Genomic DNA, 16,909 nt, shown 5'->3' on the forward strand with positions numbered 1-16,909 from the left:
CAATTACTTAGATAATTGCTAGTTTCCTATCTATATTTAATCAAACTATTTTGATTGGCGCAATCATACGAATTGAAAACCGGAAATCTCTATTGGATTTCCGGTCTTTGATTTGATGATTTTATCGGTCGATCATATAGGATTGTCGTTACGATTGTGATGATCATAAGACTTGTGAGCAATAAGAGCATCATTTTCATACCATGCATCTCCACCAAGAGGCCACCCGCTAATGGTCCAATCATACGACCAATAGTGGCGGCGGAGTTTACAACGCCTTGATAAAACCCATCTTTTCCTTTCGGGGCCAGTTGACTTGCTATCGTCGGGATAGCAGGCCATACGATCATCTCTCCAAATGTAAGGATAACCATTGATGCGATAAACATCTTGAACGAACCTGCAAAACTAACAACAATAAACGAAACAATAAATATGGAAGTTCCGATAATCATTTGTGTTTTCAACTGTTTTTCAATACGTTTAATAAGTGGTCTGATGATAGGCTGGCCTAAGACAATGAGTAATCCATTAATTGTCCAAATAAAGCTGTATTCCCGTAACGTTACACCGATGGACAATGCATGCGTAGAGATTGTCGTTGACCATTGGGAGTAGACAAGCCAAGTTATAAAGTAGCCCGAAACTAAAATAAGAAGCGCCAGGAAAGGAGCCATATACTTGATTGGAGTAGTCTCCCTAATTACATCTGTGTGGCGTTCCGGAGCAATTTCCATTCTTTTATATCCGAAGTAGGCAATCACTAAAAAGAGGATATAGAAAATGAGATTCGCCGAAAAGATATAGTCGATATGAACGGATGCAATGAAACCTGCCATAGCAGGACCAATGGCAACACCGACATTCTGCGCAAGATAAATTGAGTTAAACGCTTTACGACCGCCTTCAGGCCATACTGTACCAACCATTGCATACATACTTGGAAAAATAATACCGCCACTAAAACCCAAAACAGTAAGAAATATAATATAAGGATACCAAGTATGGTCATAAACAAGATAAGCAAGTGATAGGATTGAGATGACAATACCACTTATAATCGATCGGAAACCACCAATTTTGTCGAATAAATACCCGCCAAGCAAGTTCCCTACAACACCTGCGCCCGAGTTTGCCGCTAACACAAGTCCAGCAACAGCCAATGACTTGCCAAGGTAATCATGCATGTAAATTGTATTCAATGGCCATAGAAATGAATTTCCGATGACATTGACAAACATCCCGATGACAAGCAGCCAAACTTTATTCGGCATACATGTTGCCTCCGTTCTAATTTATATAAAATCCAAATCAGTCTGGTTTCCCACTGATTTTTATGCAAAATAAAATCCGGCCTTTTGGCAGGATAGTTCGAGTGTATTCCTTTTTCCACAATCATACAAGACATACTAAATATGTTCCATAATTCAGATGACACCATTCCCAACTATCGTGATACAATCTACTGTTGAGGAGCTGAAACACAATGCAGAAATTCAATTACCCGTTTCCTTCAGAAGGGAAACGTTACCATACATGGTCACGCCATTTAAAAGACGAGTTTGGATGCAAAGTTTTTAAAGTCGCATTAGACGCAGGTTTCGACTGCCCCAACCGGGATGGCACTGTTGCATTCGGGGGCTGCACGTTTTGCAGTGTAGCTGGATCAGGAGATTTCGCCGGAGATCGGGTCGATCCAATAGATGTCCAATTTGCGGAAATTCGTGATAAAATGCATCGAAAATGGAAGGATGGAAAGTATCTTGCCTATTTCCAGGCCTATACAAACACCCATGCACCCCTTCCCGTATTAAAGGAAAAATTCGAGGCAGCACTTGCGCAAGATGGGGTACTCGGCATGTCAATCGCGACTCGACCGGATTGTTTGCCTGATGATGTCGTTGAATACTTGGCGGAGTTAAATGAACGGACCTATTTATGGGTCGAATTAGGACTGCAAACGGTACACGAAAAAACTGCACAATTAGTGAATCGTGCACATGATTTTCCCACTTATGTGGAGGGAGTAGAAAAGCTCAGAAAACATGGAATCCGAGTCTGCACGCATATTATCAACGGGCTACCTTTAGAAGACTATGACATGATGATGGAAACTGCGAGACAAGTTGCAAGGCTTGATGTACAGGGAATAAAAATCCACTTGCTTCACCTTTTGAAAGGAACGCCAATGGTAAAGCAGTATGAAAAAGGAATGCTTGAGTTCATGAAAATGGACGAATACATCAACCTCGTAGTCGATCAACTTGAATTACTGCCACCAGAGATGATTGTCCATCGAATTACAGGGGACGGACCGATTGATTTGATGATTGGACCAATGTGGAGTGTTACGAAGTGGGATGTACTGAACGGCATCGATAAGGAATTGGAACGCCGTAATAGTTATCAAGGAAAGTTTTTTGAAAGGATGGTTGAACTCATTTGAGTAAAATACTATTGCATCGTGTCCTTCCGTTTTCCAAGCGATTGATTAGCGATACTGTTCTTCCTGGGGAAACGGTAGTTGACGCAACTGCCGGTAATGGAAATGACACTTTATTTTTAGCTGAGCAAGTTGGTGCAGAAGGCAAGGTTTTCGCATTCGATATTCAGGAAGCCGCTCTTGTAGCAACTGCAGAGAGACTTGGAGATTTAACCGAGCGAGTGACTTTAATCTTGGATAGTCATGCGAATGTGGATCAGTATGTAAATGAACCGATTGGTGGAGCAATGTTCAACCTTGGTTATCTTCCTTATGCCGATGATAAGACAATTGTTACCAAACCGGATTCAACGATCACAGCTATCCATAAGCTATTAGGGATGCTTAAAAAGGGTGGAATCATCACGATATCCGTCTATGATGGACATGACGGCGGGAAGGAAGAGCGGGATGCGTTGCTTGAATATGTAAAAACCCTTCACCAGGCAGATGTTCATGTAATTCGTTATGAACTATTGAATCAAAGAAATAATCCCCCATTTTTAGTCGCAATCGAAAAAGTGAGGGATTTTGATGAGGTTGTACAAGTAGAGAATTAACACACTATGAACAGAAATTTCAGTTGATTGAAGTGGAAGGCGGCGAAGTGCAAAGATGTGCTCTCAACGCTTCGCTTTCGTTCGTAAAAGTGCAGCGTTACGAGCACCTGAGTTAGGATGCCCGACCCCCGGAAAGCGTCCGCCTGAAACGGAAATCAACGTTTCACTATCTCACTCCCCTAATTGCCGTATATCAGCAATTGGCCCAATATCCTTAAAACCTTTCCTCTCCATCACAGCAATCAACTTACTTGCTGTTTCGGAAGCGCTGCTCAAATGTCCTTGTTCCTTATATTCGATAAAGCGATCAAGCAACGGGAAATCTTCCGCTTCACTTGATCGGATCGTCTCCTGCATGCCTGTATCAATGATTCCCGGTGCAATCGAGATAATATCAACTGGATATTGTGCCTTCTTCTGTTCAAGTGAAACAACACGGGAGAAATGATCAAGTCCTGCTTTCGTTGTGCAGTAGACACCCCATCCTTCATACGGGTTCCTGCCTGCACCCGATGAAATATTGACAATCTTCTTTTCACCTTCAAAGTTTTTCAGACTTCCGATGAATGCATTGGATAAAATCATCGGTGCAGTCAGATTGATCGACATAGCCCTTACAAGTTCATCCTCGTTAACGCTTCCGATTAGCCCTATCGGTTCAACAGTTCCAGCGTTATTGATTAACGTAAATGAACTTGCCGATGAAAGATTCTCTTCAATAATTCGATTCATCAAATCAGCCAATCCACTTGTTTCCGATAAATCCGCAGTCTCAAAATCTCCATGACCGGGATTGGTTCTTGCAATACCAATCACTTTCTCCCCTTTTTCTTTCAACTGATTCATCAACTCAAGGCCAATGCCTTTTGATGCGCCCGTAATGATAAAAATATTCATCGTTATTCCCCTTTCAGTAGCTCTTGTTGTTGGGTTTCCTCCCCGATTTTCACTTTATTTGGGATCTCAAAATAAGCAATCCAAATATACAATGCAATTGCTATGACTAAAACAAGTCCCAAAATCAATCTTCTTTTATCCATCCCATCTCCCCATTCCTAACTTTCCTTATAGTTTACCATGTCACCATATCTATGGGACAAACAGGAAATATATTAAAAGCCGATTCCCCAATTATTTGGAAGGAATCGGCCAAAGCTTTTATTTTAGTATTTTTATTTTCACGTTTTTTCTTCCCCATTTATATGCTTCGCTTTTTGTTGGGAAGAACACATCGATTTTATTCCCTTTAATAGAACCGCCTGTATCGCCCGCAATCGCATATCCATACCCCTCAACATACACTTTTGTTCCAAGAGGGATAACTGAAGGGTCTACGGCAATTACTTTCAGATCAGGATTTCGTTTTAGATTAATCCCAGTTGAAGTAATTCCTGAACAACCGTTACAATTAGCAGTATAGGCACTTGCAGAAACGGTTATTTCCTTCTCAACGTTATCGTCAGAAGATCGCGATGGTGTTTTCTTATTGCTTGTATCGGTTTTATTAACTTTTAAATTCTGATTCGGCTTTATTACAGTTGACTTTAAACCATTCCATGAAATTAATTCATTGACGGTGATATTATGCATTGCCGCAATTTTGTAAAGTGTATCACCTTTTTTGACTGTATACGTTGAAGAAGCCGCAAAACTTTCGGTCGTACCGCCGAACAATAACACTACTGCAAATAAAATCGTTACAATATGTTTTCTCAAGTTTTCTACTCCCCGCCTTTTAGTCTATTTATAGATTATCAGTGCAATGTTACAGCAATGTTACAAATTGCATTTATTCTGATTACAAAAGTCAGTCAATTGTTACAGTATAAGGAGGATTGAAAATGAGCGAAATTTTAGTTAGATTTGCACGACAGGATGAAGCAAAAGCCATATCCCATCTGCTTTCAAAATGCCAATGGTTCACTTATCGCACCCTCTATTCAGACGCATATATTGAACGGCTCATAAGTAAATATTACAATGTTGAACGCATCGAGCGCGAAATCACAACAATCGACAAAAGTTGGCACGGGTATTTTGTTGCGGAAATGGATGGAAATCTCCTTGGAGTAATCGGAGGAGGAATGAGAGACGAGTCGGATGGGGAAATTTACGTCTTCTATATGGACCCGGATTATAGGGGAATGGGGATTGGTACAAGGCTACTTGCATTCTATACGAAAATTCAAAAGTTTACATATGGGGCTCATCGTCAATGGGTTTCCGTGGCGAAAGGCAATCAATATGGCATTCCCTTTTACGAGTCTAAAGGGTTTTCATTCAAGGGGGAGGAAATTGCTTACGGTTCAACAACTGAAGACCAGGATATTTCCCTTATATATTCAAGACAGATTTAAAAAGGAGCATTCCAGTTTATGAGGAATGCTCCTTTTACCTATCGATGGGCCGGTGCCGGTTTCAAAATAAGTGCGATAAGGGCTGTGAAGATCATCACGACTAACACTGGAAGGATCCAGCCTAACCCATCGCTGTAAAACGGAAGGATTGAACTATAGAATGAATCAATAGACTTGAGATAGCTTGGCCATTCCGTTTTTTCGTAACCTAACGTGGAATATAATGTTTTTATCCCATCAAAGAGGCTGATTAATAATGCTGTAGCTGTTGCACCAACATAAACGATTCTTGCATGTCCGAACAGCGGTGAAGTGAATGTTAGTAACATAAGGACTACGGCCAATGGGTAAAGCAACATTAGAACAGGAATCGAATAGGTAATAATGTTAGCTAAACCAAAATTCGAGACAATGAAGCAAAAGACTGTGAACCCCGTTACGAATGTCTTGTATCCAACTTTTGGAATGATTGTATTGAAATATTCTCCGCATGCGGTGATGAGGCCGATACTTGTTGTCAAGCATGCAAGAATAATTACGACTGCCAGCAATACGGTGCCGATTGTGCCAAAGTAATAGGAAGCTGCCTCACTTAAAACAGGGCCACCAGTTTCAAATAATCCGAACTTCTCAGCTGTCGTCGCTCCAAGATACGCAATCCCCACATATATTAATGCAAGGATACCTGAAGCTACGACTCCGGTTTTCACAGTTGCAGAAAAGATTTGCATCTTATTCCTAACTCCATATGAACGTAATACTTTAATGACGATAATCCCGAATACAAGTGAAGCTAAAGCATCCATCGTATTATAGCCTTCGGTTAATCCTTTTACAAAAGCACCTTCAGCATAAGCATCAACAGGGCTTTGAAATTCTCCGATAGGATTCAAAAACGCAACGACTAATAGGACAAGTAACAATATTATGATAATTGGAGACATAAGTTTCCCGACACGATCCACAATTTTAGCAGGATTCAACGAAAGCCATAATGTTATTCCGAAAAATATTAATGTAAACAGTAACAGTCCAATTTTCGTATATTCTTCCGGAATAGAAGTCGCGATTCCAATTTCGTATGCAACTGCCCCGGTACGAGGTGCTGCAAAAAATGGACCGATTGTTAAATATAGTATAGAGGTGAATAATAAACCGTATATGGGGTGTACCCGGCTTGCAAGTTCTTGTAAGTTTCTACTTCCTGAGAACCCCATTGCCAAGACCCCTAAAAGTGGTAGTCCGGCTCCGGTAATTAGAAATCCGATTGTTGCAGGCCAGAGATTATCGCCTGCATATTGTCCCAACTGTGCAGGGAATATTAGATTTCCCGCTCCAAAGAAGAGGGCAAATAGCATGACTCCTATAGCTAAATATGAAGAAAATGACAATTTTTTTTGCATGTGTATTCTGCTCCCTTCATGATGTAATATGCAAATAATTGTGTTCAATTCCCTTGGGAATTTATTTATAATACTCCCTGTTACTTTTAAATGCAATAGAAAATACAAAGATTTCTCACTTTTTAATGGTGTTATTATTTGCCAATAGAAAAGTAGACGGCTTTTGGCCGTCTACTTTTTGTTTTATTTAAGGATAAATTTAGTTTCACTATGGCCTTCTCTTGTCTTACGTACCTCAAGAATAGCTGGTAATGCTGCTTTTAACTCCTCAACGTGGGAAATGACCCCTATCATTCTGCCCGATTTTTGCAAGTCAACGAGTGTATCAATTGCCTTCTGCAATGACTCTTCGTCCAATGTCCCAAACCCTTCGTCGATAAACATCGTATCAATCGATACCGACCCTTGGAAGCTTTGGATAACGTCAGCCATCCCTAACGCGAGACTGAGCGACGCATTAAACTTCTCGCCTCCTGATAACGTCTTCACATCCCTATTCTGGCCGGTATACCCGTCATGCACATCCAATCCTAAACCACTCTGTTTTCCTCTCGTTTCCTGACGGTCACTTCGTAATAGCTGAAATTGCCCGTTCGATAAATCTTTAAGTCTCTCGTTTGCAGATTGAATGATGCGCTCCAAATAATCGATTTGGATGAATCGTTCAAATGAGAGCTTCAACTCATTTTGACCCCTAACCGTATCGTAAAGGTCGGCAATTTTACTTACCTTTCTTTCAAGCTCATCAATACCTTTACCAGTTCTTTTAATATTCTCTGCCAATGAAATCAAAGCCGTTTTATATTCTGTTGATTTGTTCATTTCCGTCCAGGCGGACTCATAAGATGCTTTCAAACTTTGTACAGTTTCTTGCATCTGCATCAAGTTCGCTTTTTCTTTTCCAAGCAAGCGGGCTTTTAGTTCAGCAATTTTTTCCCCTGTTGAATGGAGCCTTTGTTTGAAGTCCATCACTTGTTCCTTTAAAAGACGTCTATCTGATTCCGACATTTTCGCTTCCCGATATTCCGTTTCCGATACGAAATCGGAAGAATCTAAGGCTTCTTTGAATCTCATTTTTGCATTTTCCTTTTTAACGGAGCATTCGTCAAATGTCTTTTTGCAGTGAAACTCTGCAGATTCCGCCTTTGTTAGTTTCCCTCTCGCTTCCTCGCGTGACTTTTGAACGGACTGCCACGCATTATCCAAACGATTCTTATAGGATTCAACTTCAGTAATTTTCATTTGCAAGGCGGGCAAGTTACGCATTTCTTCAGGAATTTGGGCTATTTCCCTTTCCAATAATGATGTCTCTTTGTCCAAAAGCGATTTTTGTTCAAGAGCCCTTTTTTCGTTTTCAATTTGAGCAATCTGCATGGCCGACGCTGTCTCTTCCTGTGTTTTTAGCATCTTTTTTAAGTTGGGCAGTTTATCCCTTATTGCACGTAAATGGGTTGCCTTTTCTGTTAACTCTTTTTTGATTGCCAACAGGCCATCAAGATTGTTTTCAATCCGAAGTTCCTTCATTTCAATCTCTTTTGCTTCCATTTGTTCGAGATACGTATCGTATTTTGCACAGACCGCTTGGTAAGAACCTTCTATTTTTGCTAATTCGATTTGTTTTTGGTCAAGTTCTTCACGAGTCACTGAATCTTCGCTATGTCTATGCGTTTTTGACGGGTGGTGCCCACTTCCGCAAACCGGACACGGCTCCCCATCCTTCAACGAATCTGCCAAAAGCGCGGCCTGATTATTCAACCACAAATTTTGCATTTGTGTAAAGTAATCTCTCATCTTACGTACAACAACGGATCCCTTTTCCTTTTGTTGCTTCCACTTCACGACTTCTGCACTAATTTTCATATGGTCTTGTACAATTTTCAAATCAGATTCCACTCGGCTCATTTTTTCAGCAATTTCTTCCAAAGGAATAACATCAAATTCCATTTTTTCGATTTGAGCCTTCATCTGCTCTAATTTTTCTTTTTCGACAGCTGCCCTTTTCGTCGAAACGATAAATTCTTCCTGCATATGTTGAAGGCGCTGCTCCAAGCTTTTCACTGTCGATTCCTTAACTGATAATTCCATTACCGCCGGAAGAAAGTCGCGCAGACGGATAAGACGTTCTGTCACTTGCCCCCTTTCTTCCTGCTTGGATTCTTCTTGTTTATATAGTATTTCAATTGTTTCCAATGACATTTTTGCTTCTTGCGCTTCTTTTACCGCATGATTCCATTCTTTCAACCTTATTTCTGTCTCGTTACGCAACTGCTGAAAATGACCTTCGATTTCATGGATGATCGCAGCCCGCTCCGCATTGGATATGCGTTGTTCTTTAATCGTGACAGATGGAATTTCTGCCTTCAATGTCTCCATACTCTTTGTCAACTGTTCAAGCTGATCAAATTGTTCATTGATATTTTTCGCTACATGATAGCCCGAAAGCATTTCGGCATGCTTTTCATATGCAAGTTTATATTTCTTTTCATCTTCCACCATTTTTTTTGAATAATATTGGGCTTCTTCTTCTATGCCGTCAAGTACTTGCGAAACATTCCTGTACTCACTCGAAAGCACTTCAAAGATCAATGAATCCCTTTCCGGTATGCTGGAAGGAATTTGACGAATAAACCCTTCAATCCTGCTTTTCTCTTCGGTTAAACGGACATGTGCCTCATCCCGTTTCATTTTCAATCGATTGACGACTTCACGGTATTCCTCCGTCTTGAAGATTTTTCTCATGATTGTTTCTTTATTCTCCGTGTCGGATGTCAAGAATTTCCTGAATTCCCCTTGTGGAAGCATAACAATCTGACTAAATTGTGCTTGTGTAAACCCAACAAGTTCTTCGATTTTCCGATTAATTTCAGAGACGATTTGACGGTCGACAAACGGGATTTCCCCGTCTGTAGTCAGCTCAAAGAACTCACATCTTGCTGCTGTTTCTGTTTTATTGTTAGCTTTTAAATATGGGATTTGCCGCATGACTCGATATGTGCGTTGATTGATTTCAAAAATTAATTCAACCGCTGTTTGAGTAGAATCGTCAGCGAAGTCACTTCGCATTGAGCGGGATTCTGATCGGTCTTCACCGCTCGCTTGTCCGTATAACGCAAAACAAATCGCATCGAAAATCGTTGTTTTTCCAGCTCCAGTAGCTCCAGATACAACGAATAACCTGTGATCCTCAAGGTTGCGGAAATCAACTACTTCTGTTCCCTTATAAGGTCCAAAAGCAGTCATCGTTAATTGAATGGGTTTCATTGGTCATTCCCCCCTTTCACTTCTTGCAAGACCTCATTGAAAATCTTTTCTGTTTCATCGTCAGGTTCGTTTTCATTCATTTGAGTGTAAAAATATCGAAACAGGGTCATATCATCTGGTTTTTCCTGGATTGCAGAATCTTGCCGTTCAAGTGTTGCGGCAGTCCGACTCACTTTCCTTTCAATATGCATGGCATTCGGATAAATCGACTTCACTTTTTCCATCGGAAATAAGACAGGTGTGGCATCATGCAATTTCACAAAAACGTAGTCATCACTTGGCGGATGGGTGAGAATTTCCTCCATCTCCCCTTCGATGGTACGCATATCATGTTTTGGGACAAGTAGCCTCTTTTGGACATCGATGTTGCCCTCTCCATCCATTTCCACAATGTAAAAACCTTTTTTATGATGTTCTTCAGATATTGAATATTTCATCGGTGATCCCGAATATCGTATCGATTCATTCAATACATGATGTGCCTGGTGCAGATGGCCCAAAGCCGTGTAATGGAACGGTTTGAAAAGTTGTGCAGACACATACTCCGCGCCACCTATTGCCAAAGGGCGTTCTGAATCACTTGTATTCTCCTCTTCTTCACCGTGCGGAGTGACAAAAGCATGTCCTACAAAAACATGTCGGGCATCTTCTTTAAATTCGATTTCCTGAATTACACTTTTCATAGCACTATTAAAATCTATTATGTTTTCATCCTCATAAACTTGTCTACAAATGGAAGGGTCAGCATATGGGACAAGGTGAAAATGAACCTCTCCGTATGAATCATTGAATACGATCGGTTCCACTTTATTTTTTAAACGGCCTTCAATATAGTAGCCATTTCTTCTCATCAATTCACTGCCAAAGTCTAATCGGCTTGGACTATCGTGGTTCCCAGCCACTGCAATTACAGGTGTTTTCAAATCGACAACAATTTCATTTAGCACTTCATCTAACAATGATACTGCTTCAGTTGGCGGCACTGCCCGATCATACAAATCCCCTGCAATCACTATCACATCTGGTTTTTCTTCTTTAATGGCGTCGATGAATTGCCGAAGCACATGTCGTTGCCCCTCCGTCATGTATACTCCTTTAACTAATTTACCTAAATGCCAATCCGCCGTATGGAAAAACTTCAATTCCCCCGCCTCCCGTTTCTTCTTTTATCTTTTATTTTACAGGAAACTTGCTTGAATAGGCATCATATCCGACAAAATAGAAATATTATTATTTCATTAAATCGATTTCAACCGAAAAATTTATTGCCCCAAGGAAAGAAAAAAGGCTTTACTCTGAAAATAATTTATACTATACTTAAACAAAAGTTGTACGAAGGAAACTTTTCAAGAAAAATAGGCTACTGCCTACACTGTTAGAAAAAGTCAGCAATAGACTACTAAAAATAACGTGATAGATTTGCAGTCATATTTTTTTTACACTAAAAGTTGCACAAGGGAAAGTTTTTACATAATAAACTGTGAGGAGGATAAATATGTCAGATGTAATTTCATTGAAAAACGTTTCAGTTTCGTACTTCGGAAATCAAGTACTTGAAAACGTTTCTTTCGAATTCACTTCCGGTCATTTAATAGGAATTTTAGGTCCAAACGGAGCTGGTAAATCCACTTTGATGAAAGCGATGTTGGGATTAATTCCAAGAGATGAAGGGTCAATCGAGATCAATTCCCAACCAATCAAGAATTTCAGGAAAAGGATTGCCTACGTTCCACAACGTTCCAACATCGACTGGAACTTTCCAATCACCGTGAAAGATACTGTCGTCATCGGGACGTATCCAAAGATTGGACTATTACGTAGACCTAAGAAAAAAGATAAGGAGTGGGCAATGCGTTGCCTTGAACAGGTAGGTATGCAGGATTTCGCCAATAGACAAATCGGAGAACTATCAGGCGGACAGCAACAACGGGTATTTTTAGCGCGGGCTCTTGCGCAAAAGGCGGATTACTTCTTTTTGGATGAACCATTTGTCGGTATTGATGCTGCAAGCGAGGAAGTGATAATACGCATATTAAAAAGATTACAGGGAGAAGGAAAAATTGTCTTTGTTGTCCACCATGACCTAACAAAAGTGAAAAGCTATTTTGATGAACTGGTTTTGATCAATAAACAACTTATCGATGCGGGACCCGTTCAAAAAGTCTTCAAATCCGAAAATATGGTTCGTGCATACAATATGCCATTTTTAACGCTGAATGATTTGGAGGTTCAACTGTAATGGAGTTTTTACATGATTTGCAAACGTACGCATTTTTACAAAAGGCCCTCATTACGTCGATAATGGTTGGAATCATTTGCGGGGTCATCGGCAGTTTTATCATACTCCGTGGAATGGCGTTAATGGGAGATGCCATATCACATGCCGTCTTGCCCGGTGTTGCCATTTCATACATGTTAGGCATCAATTACTTCTATGGTGCAGTGTTCACTGGAATTTTAACAGCTTTCGGTATTGGGGCCATTACACAAAATAGCCGGATTAAAAGTGATTCGTCGATAGGGCTTGTTTTCTCGGCGTTCTTCGCACTTGGTATCATTTTGATCACTCGTGTTGGAAGTGCAACAGATTTAACACAGATTCTATTTGGTAATGTTTTGGCCGTTAGGACGTCTGATATGTGGTTGACACTGGCAATCGGGAGCCTTATTATCCTTGTCGTCATTTTGTTCTACAAGGAGCTGTTGGTCTCAAGTTTTGACGAAACGATGGCTGCAGCGTATGGTCTCAGAGTTCGCTTCATTCATTACTCCATCATGTTTCTTCTGACACTCGTAACAGTTGCTTCTTTACAAACAGTTGGTGTAATTCTTGTTGTTTCGATGTTGATTACACCAGCTTCTACGGCTTATCTTCTGACGAATCGGCTTTCGGTTATGGTTTTGCTTGCTGCGTTCTTTGGTGCATTGTCGGCTGTTATCGGGTTGTATTTCAGTTTTGAATACAATATGCCTTCTGGACCGGTTATTGCTTTGGCGACAACAGCGTTATTCCTTATAGCCTTCTTGTTTTCACCGAAACAAGGGATTGTATTAAGGAAAATCAAAGCGGTCAACAGGACGAAGAAACTTGCATGATAGAAATGAAAAAGTTGATTTCCGCTACAGGCGGACGCTTTCCGCGGGCACGGCTTCAATCTCCTCGTCGCTTCGCTCCTGCGGGGCTTTCAGCTCGCGCTGTTCCCGCCGGAGTCGCCGCCTTTCGCTTCAATCAACGGAAAATCTTCTTACAGATAAAGGTTTAATAAACAAATCCTAAAAGGGGGAAAAATTAAAATGAAGAAATATCTTGCGTGGATAGGTTTATCTTTAGTATCCATCTTTTCACTTGCGGCGTGTGGGGCGGATGACAATGAAGATACAGCAAACAGTGGTGATGGGCCTTTGAAGGTTGTGACGTCGTTTACGATTATTGCGGATATGGCGAGGGAGATTGGTGGGGAGTTTGTGGAGGTGCATAATCTTGTACCGACTGGAACGGATCCGCATGAGTATGAGCCATTGCCGAATGATATTAAAGCTGCTACTGATGCAGATGTGCTTTTTTATAATGGCCTGAATCTTGAGGGAGGAAAAAAAGGGTGGTTCTTTAAAATGATTGATACCGTCAATCAAAAAGAAGAGAATGTGTTCAGTTTGACCGAGCGCGTAGAACCAATGTATTTGACCGATAAAGATGGACGTGAAGAGGAAATCAATCCCCATGCATTCATTGATCCCGCTGTCGGTGTGAAAATGGCTGAGGATATGCGGGATATACTTGTGAAAAGACACCCTTCCAAAAGTGAGGAAATTCAGAAACGTGGAGATGCATATGTGCAACGATTGAAGGAAATCGACAAAGAGTATGAAGAGAGGATCAAAGATATTCCAGAGAAGAATCGTATATTGGTCACAAGCGAGCGGGCTTTCCAATACATGGCCTCCCATTATGGATTGATGGAAGCGTATATTTGGGAAATCGATACGGAAGAGAATGGCTCGCCTACTCAAATAAAAAACTTAGTTGACTTTATCAAGTCGCATGACGTGTCAGTACTGTTCATGGAATCCAACGTTGACCCCCGTCCGATGGAAACCGTCGCCAACGAAACGGGTGTGCGAATTGCCGAGAAGAAAATCTACTCAGATGAAATCGGAAAACCTAACGATGAAGTGAATACGTATATTAAGTATTTGAAATACAACATCAATCTGATACATGAGGAACTTAGCAAATAAGTCAAAACCCGCATTCAAACGGCTTCTTAGCCTGTATGCGGGTTTTCTTTGATCAGTCTTGGTAAAAGACTTTATCCGTATTGTATTTCGCGCGTAATGTGTTGATGATATACGTTTCATAAATTTCACGTTCCATCGGGTCTTCTACAATGATAACTGAAATCTTATTGATTTCATTGCGATGGTTTTTCACCGGTGATACAGTATCTTCAAGGTGTTTTTTCACACGTTGGCGCAGTTTGCGCGCTTTACCTGCGAAAAGCAGTTCATCGCTTTTATTGTAAAAAAGGATGAGTCCACCTTTGTCACGAGGGATTTCATGGATATCGATGAAGCCATTGATTGGCTTGATTGGAGCTTCGTCACCAGTTATTTTTTGTTCACGCTGGATGATTGTAACATCCGGTTTTGGTATTGTAATTGAAATCAATTTACGCTCACGTCCTCTTCTTTTGTGAAGTTTTATCCTACCACAAAACGGAGTGGAAAGCGAAAAGTATTAATATACAGTTGCTTTTCGTTCCAGACGGACGCTTTCCGCGGGCATGGCTTCAGCCTCCTCACTGCGCTAACGCTTCGTTGCGGGGTCTTCAGCTCATGCTATTCCCGCAGGAGTCGCCGCCTTCCACTACAAGCAACGGAAATCTTATTAATATAAATCATTAATTCATCTATAAAGTTATCTTTCCATACATCCTTCTCATACACTATATAACTACCTAAGAGGAAGGAAGTTATGTTTTGGAGGACTTTCCATTAATCATTCATACAAAGATGCTCCCGCATACATCGTCAAAAGTGAAAGTTTATTACCCAGTAATTTCGGACATGGAAGATGCCGCTATTCAACGGATACTCAATCACACGATTATCCATACTTTAAATGAAATGCTTGTGAACCAAGATTTCTTTAATGAAAATCTTGTAGAGATGGTCGCGAATTTTGAAATAAAAACGAATGAGCGCGGTGTTCTAAGCCTACTTCTTATCGTCTACTCATTTACCGGCGGGGCGCATGGGATGACATTTACGAGGGCGTTGACATTTGACACTCGAACCGGCAAACAATATCAGTTGGAAGAGCTGTTCAAAGAAAATAGTGATTATGTGAAAAAGATATCCGATATTATTCGTGAAGATATAAAGAAGTGGAAAGTCGATTTACTCGATCCCCCTTTCAAAGGGATCCGGAAAGATCAGGATTTCTATATAATGGACACTTCAATCGTAATCTTTTTCCAGCTGTATGAAATCACTCCTTATTATTGGGGATTCCCATATTTCCCAATTCCACTTTTAGACTTGAGGGATATAATAAAACCAGACACCCCACTGGACAGGATGATGGCTTTCACCTAAAGATTAAGTAGTAAGTAAAAAAACGCGAGCAGTGGATGTTAACTGCTCATGTTTTTTTATTTTTTATATCGGTAGCCGATGAATATGGCGACTAACCCTAAAATGAATAGTGCAAAAGGCCATATTGGAAGGTTTTCTTCATCCTCTGTTTCAGCTTCTTCATGCGGACTACTCACTTCCTGTCCCTCACCTAATACGTTTATATCCTCTGTGGCATAGGCAAGTTCAGTTGTTCTATGGCAAATCGTGGTAGACAATGTATTTGCCACATACATGTCGCTCATCGAAGCGTAAACAAGATACTTCTTGCCCTTTTCAAACGGAAGTCCGCAATCTCCATCATGAAGTCCCGTCGTAACTACCGCTTCTGACCCTTCAATCCCCTTCCATACTTCATTAACCTTGAAGTGAATTGTCTTTCCATACCCCCGAATAAGTTTGCCGTTTTCAATAATCTCTACAACTTCACCGGTGAAAACAGCATCCGCCTGATCCAATGCTTCTTCAGGTGGCGGTGCCATTACGCATGAGCAAGCATATGCGTCCAACGGCTTCCACCATAAAAACAGTATGAATAATAGTCCAAATGACAATAAGTATCTTACTTTCAAGCCGACTCCTCCCCTTTAAAGAGTAGACGAAGGCGATAGTGTTTCGTTTCAATATTATCTGCGCGCGTTTTTTTGTGGTTTTTTATATCGGAAGCCGATGAATATGGCGACTAACCCTAAAATGAAAAGCACAAACGGCCAAATTGGTAGTACGGTTTTACCTTTATCTACTTTCAAACTACTAACTTCCTGCCCCTCACCTAATACGTTTAAATCCTCTGTTGCATAGGCAAGTTCCGTTGTTCTGCGGCAAATCGATGTAGCCAATGTATTCGCCACAAACCTATCACTCATCGTAGCGTAAACAAGATACTTTTTGCCCTTTTCAAACGGAAATCCGCAACCTTCAGTATCAAGTCCTGTTGTAACGACGGCTTCAGACTCGTCAATCCCCTTCCATACTTCATCAACCTTAAAGTGAATTGTTTTACCTTTCCCTCGAACGATGATTTTAGGATTTTCAATAATCTCCACCACTTCACCGCTAAATACAGCATCCGCCTCTTTGAGTGCTTTTTTCGGTGGTGGCAGTGCGACGCATGAGCAAGCAGATGCGTCTAACGGCTTCCACCATAAAAACAGTATGAACAATAGACCAAATGACAATAAATATCTTACTTTCAAACCGACCCCTCCC

The 16,909-nt window shown here is 40.8% G+C and carries 17 protein-coding genes; 7 read left to right on the forward strand and 10 right to left on the reverse strand.

Annotation, left to right across the window (positions count from 1 at the left end; all coding sequences use genetic code 11):
• Positions 1–89 precede the first annotated feature (89 nt).
• The gene (locus tag NSQ43_RS13785; protein ID WP_339251088.1) at positions 90–1,274 is read right to left on the reverse strand and encodes an MFS transporter; all 1,185 of its coding nucleotides are present in this window, start codon (positions 1,272–1,274) and stop codon (positions 90–92) included.
• A 212-nt stretch (positions 1,275–1,486) separates the two neighbouring features.
• Between NSQ43_RS13785 and NSQ43_RS13790 the strand changes: the two genes are divergently transcribed.
• Entirely contained in the window at positions 1,487–2,446 is a 960-nt protein-coding gene (locus tag NSQ43_RS13790) for a TIGR01212 family radical SAM protein (protein WP_339251090.1), read from the forward strand.
• A complete protein-coding gene (locus tag NSQ43_RS13795; protein WP_339251091.1) occupies positions 2,443–3,042 on the forward strand; it encodes a class I SAM-dependent methyltransferase in 600 nt (199 codons plus the stop codon). Before NSQ43_RS13790 ends, NSQ43_RS13795 begins: the two co-directional genes overlap by 4 nt.
• Positions 3,043–3,213: 171 nt before the next feature.
• On the opposite strand, the gene NSQ43_RS13800 is transcribed toward NSQ43_RS13795, so the two are convergent.
• The 3 genes from NSQ43_RS13800 to NSQ43_RS13810 all read right to left on the reverse strand — a co-directional run bounded on the left by NSQ43_RS13800 (position 3,214) and on the right by NSQ43_RS13810 (position 4,758).
• The gene (locus tag NSQ43_RS13800) at positions 3,214–3,939 is read right to left on the reverse strand and encodes an SDR family NAD(P)-dependent oxidoreductase (protein WP_339251093.1); all 726 of its coding nucleotides are present in this window, start codon (positions 3,937–3,939) and stop codon (positions 3,214–3,216) included.
• Between the two features lie 2 nt (positions 3,940–3,941).
• Positions 3,942–4,082, reverse strand: a complete 141-nt coding sequence (locus NSQ43_RS13805) for a hypothetical protein (protein ID WP_339251094.1) — start codon at positions 4,080–4,082, stop codon at positions 3,942–3,944.
• A gap of 118 nt (positions 4,083–4,200) precedes the next feature.
• Positions 4,201–4,758: a 3D domain-containing protein gene (locus NSQ43_RS13810; protein WP_339251095.1), complete on the reverse strand. Its 558-nt coding sequence runs from the start codon at positions 4,756–4,758 to the stop codon at positions 4,201–4,203.
• A gap of 125 nt (positions 4,759–4,883) precedes the next feature.
• Here NSQ43_RS13810 and NSQ43_RS13815 point away from each other — a divergent pair, with 125 nt between their 5' ends.
• A complete protein-coding gene (locus tag NSQ43_RS13815; RefSeq protein ID WP_339251097.1) occupies positions 4,884–5,399 on the forward strand; it encodes a GNAT family N-acetyltransferase in 516 nt (171 codons plus the stop codon).
• 38 nt (positions 5,400–5,437) lie between these two features.
• Here NSQ43_RS13815 and brnQ read toward each other — a convergent pair whose 3' ends face one another.
• The 3 genes from brnQ to NSQ43_RS13830 all read right to left on the reverse strand — a co-directional run bounded on the left by brnQ (position 5,438) and on the right by NSQ43_RS13830 (position 11,205).
• Positions 5,438–6,802 (reverse strand): branched-chain amino acid transport system II carrier protein, encoded by a 1,365-nt coding sequence (brnQ, locus tag NSQ43_RS13820; protein ID WP_339251099.1) that lies wholly within the window; start codon positions 6,800–6,802, stop codon positions 5,438–5,440.
• Positions 6,803–6,985: 183 nt separating this feature from the next.
• Complete coding sequence (locus NSQ43_RS13825) at positions 6,986–10,063, reverse strand: SMC family ATPase (RefSeq protein ID WP_339251101.1); 3,078 nt, start codon at positions 10,061–10,063, stop codon at positions 6,986–6,988.
• Positions 10,060–11,205 carry an exonuclease SbcCD subunit D gene (locus tag NSQ43_RS13830; RefSeq protein ID WP_339251103.1) on the reverse strand — a complete coding sequence of 382 codons (1,146 nt, stop codon included), beginning with the start codon at positions 11,203–11,205 and terminating at the stop codon, positions 10,060–10,062. Before NSQ43_RS13830 ends, NSQ43_RS13825 begins: the two co-directional genes overlap by 4 nt.
• Before the next feature lie 353 nt (positions 11,206–11,558).
• Here NSQ43_RS13830 and NSQ43_RS13835 point away from each other — a divergent pair, with 353 nt between their 5' ends.
• The 3 genes from NSQ43_RS13835 to NSQ43_RS13845 all read left to right on the forward strand — a co-directional run bounded on the left by NSQ43_RS13835 (position 11,559) and on the right by NSQ43_RS13845 (position 14,302).
• A complete protein-coding gene (locus NSQ43_RS13835; RefSeq protein ID WP_339251105.1) occupies positions 11,559–12,302 on the forward strand; it encodes a metal ABC transporter ATP-binding protein in 744 nt (247 codons plus the stop codon).
• Positions 12,302–13,159 carry a metal ABC transporter permease gene (locus NSQ43_RS13840; protein ID WP_339251107.1) on the forward strand — a complete coding sequence of 286 codons (858 nt, stop codon included), beginning with the start codon at positions 12,302–12,304 and terminating at the stop codon, positions 13,157–13,159. Before NSQ43_RS13835 ends, NSQ43_RS13840 begins: the two co-directional genes overlap by 1 nt.
• Before the next feature lie 198 nt (positions 13,160–13,357).
• On the forward strand, positions 13,358–14,302 hold the full coding sequence (locus NSQ43_RS13845) for a zinc ABC transporter substrate-binding protein (protein ID WP_339251109.1): 945 nt from the start codon (positions 13,358–13,360) through the stop codon (positions 14,300–14,302).
• Positions 14,303–14,354: 52 nt separating this feature from the next.
• Here the strand turns inward: NSQ43_RS13845 and NSQ43_RS13850 are convergent, their stop codons facing one another.
• Positions 14,355–14,732: a nucleotide excision repair endonuclease gene (locus NSQ43_RS13850; RefSeq protein ID WP_283732510.1), complete on the reverse strand. Its 378-nt coding sequence runs from the start codon at positions 14,730–14,732 to the stop codon at positions 14,355–14,357.
• Between the two features lie 311 nt (positions 14,733–15,043).
• Between NSQ43_RS13850 and NSQ43_RS13855 the strand changes: the two genes are divergently transcribed.
• Positions 15,044–15,661 carry a DUF3298 and DUF4163 domain-containing protein gene (locus NSQ43_RS13855; protein ID WP_339251112.1) on the forward strand — a complete coding sequence of 206 codons (618 nt, stop codon included), beginning with the start codon at positions 15,044–15,046 and terminating at the stop codon, positions 15,659–15,661.
• Positions 15,662–15,717: 56 nt separating this feature from the next.
• Here NSQ43_RS13855 and NSQ43_RS13860 read toward each other — a convergent pair whose 3' ends face one another.
• Both NSQ43_RS13860 and NSQ43_RS13865 read right to left on the reverse strand, forming a co-directional pair.
• Complete coding sequence (locus NSQ43_RS13860) at positions 15,718–16,272, reverse strand: hypothetical protein (protein WP_339251114.1); 555 nt, start codon at positions 16,270–16,272, stop codon at positions 15,718–15,720.
• A gap of 54 nt (positions 16,273–16,326) precedes the next feature.
• Positions 16,327–16,896 carry a hypothetical protein gene (locus NSQ43_RS13865; RefSeq protein WP_339251116.1) on the reverse strand — a complete coding sequence of 190 codons (570 nt, stop codon included), beginning with the start codon at positions 16,894–16,896 and terminating at the stop codon, positions 16,327–16,329.
• Positions 16,897–16,909 lie beyond the last annotated feature (13 nt).

Source organism: Sporosarcina sp. FSL W8-0480, assembly GCF_037963765.1.
GTDB lineage: Bacteria > Bacillota > Bacilli > Bacillales_A > Planococcaceae > Sporosarcina.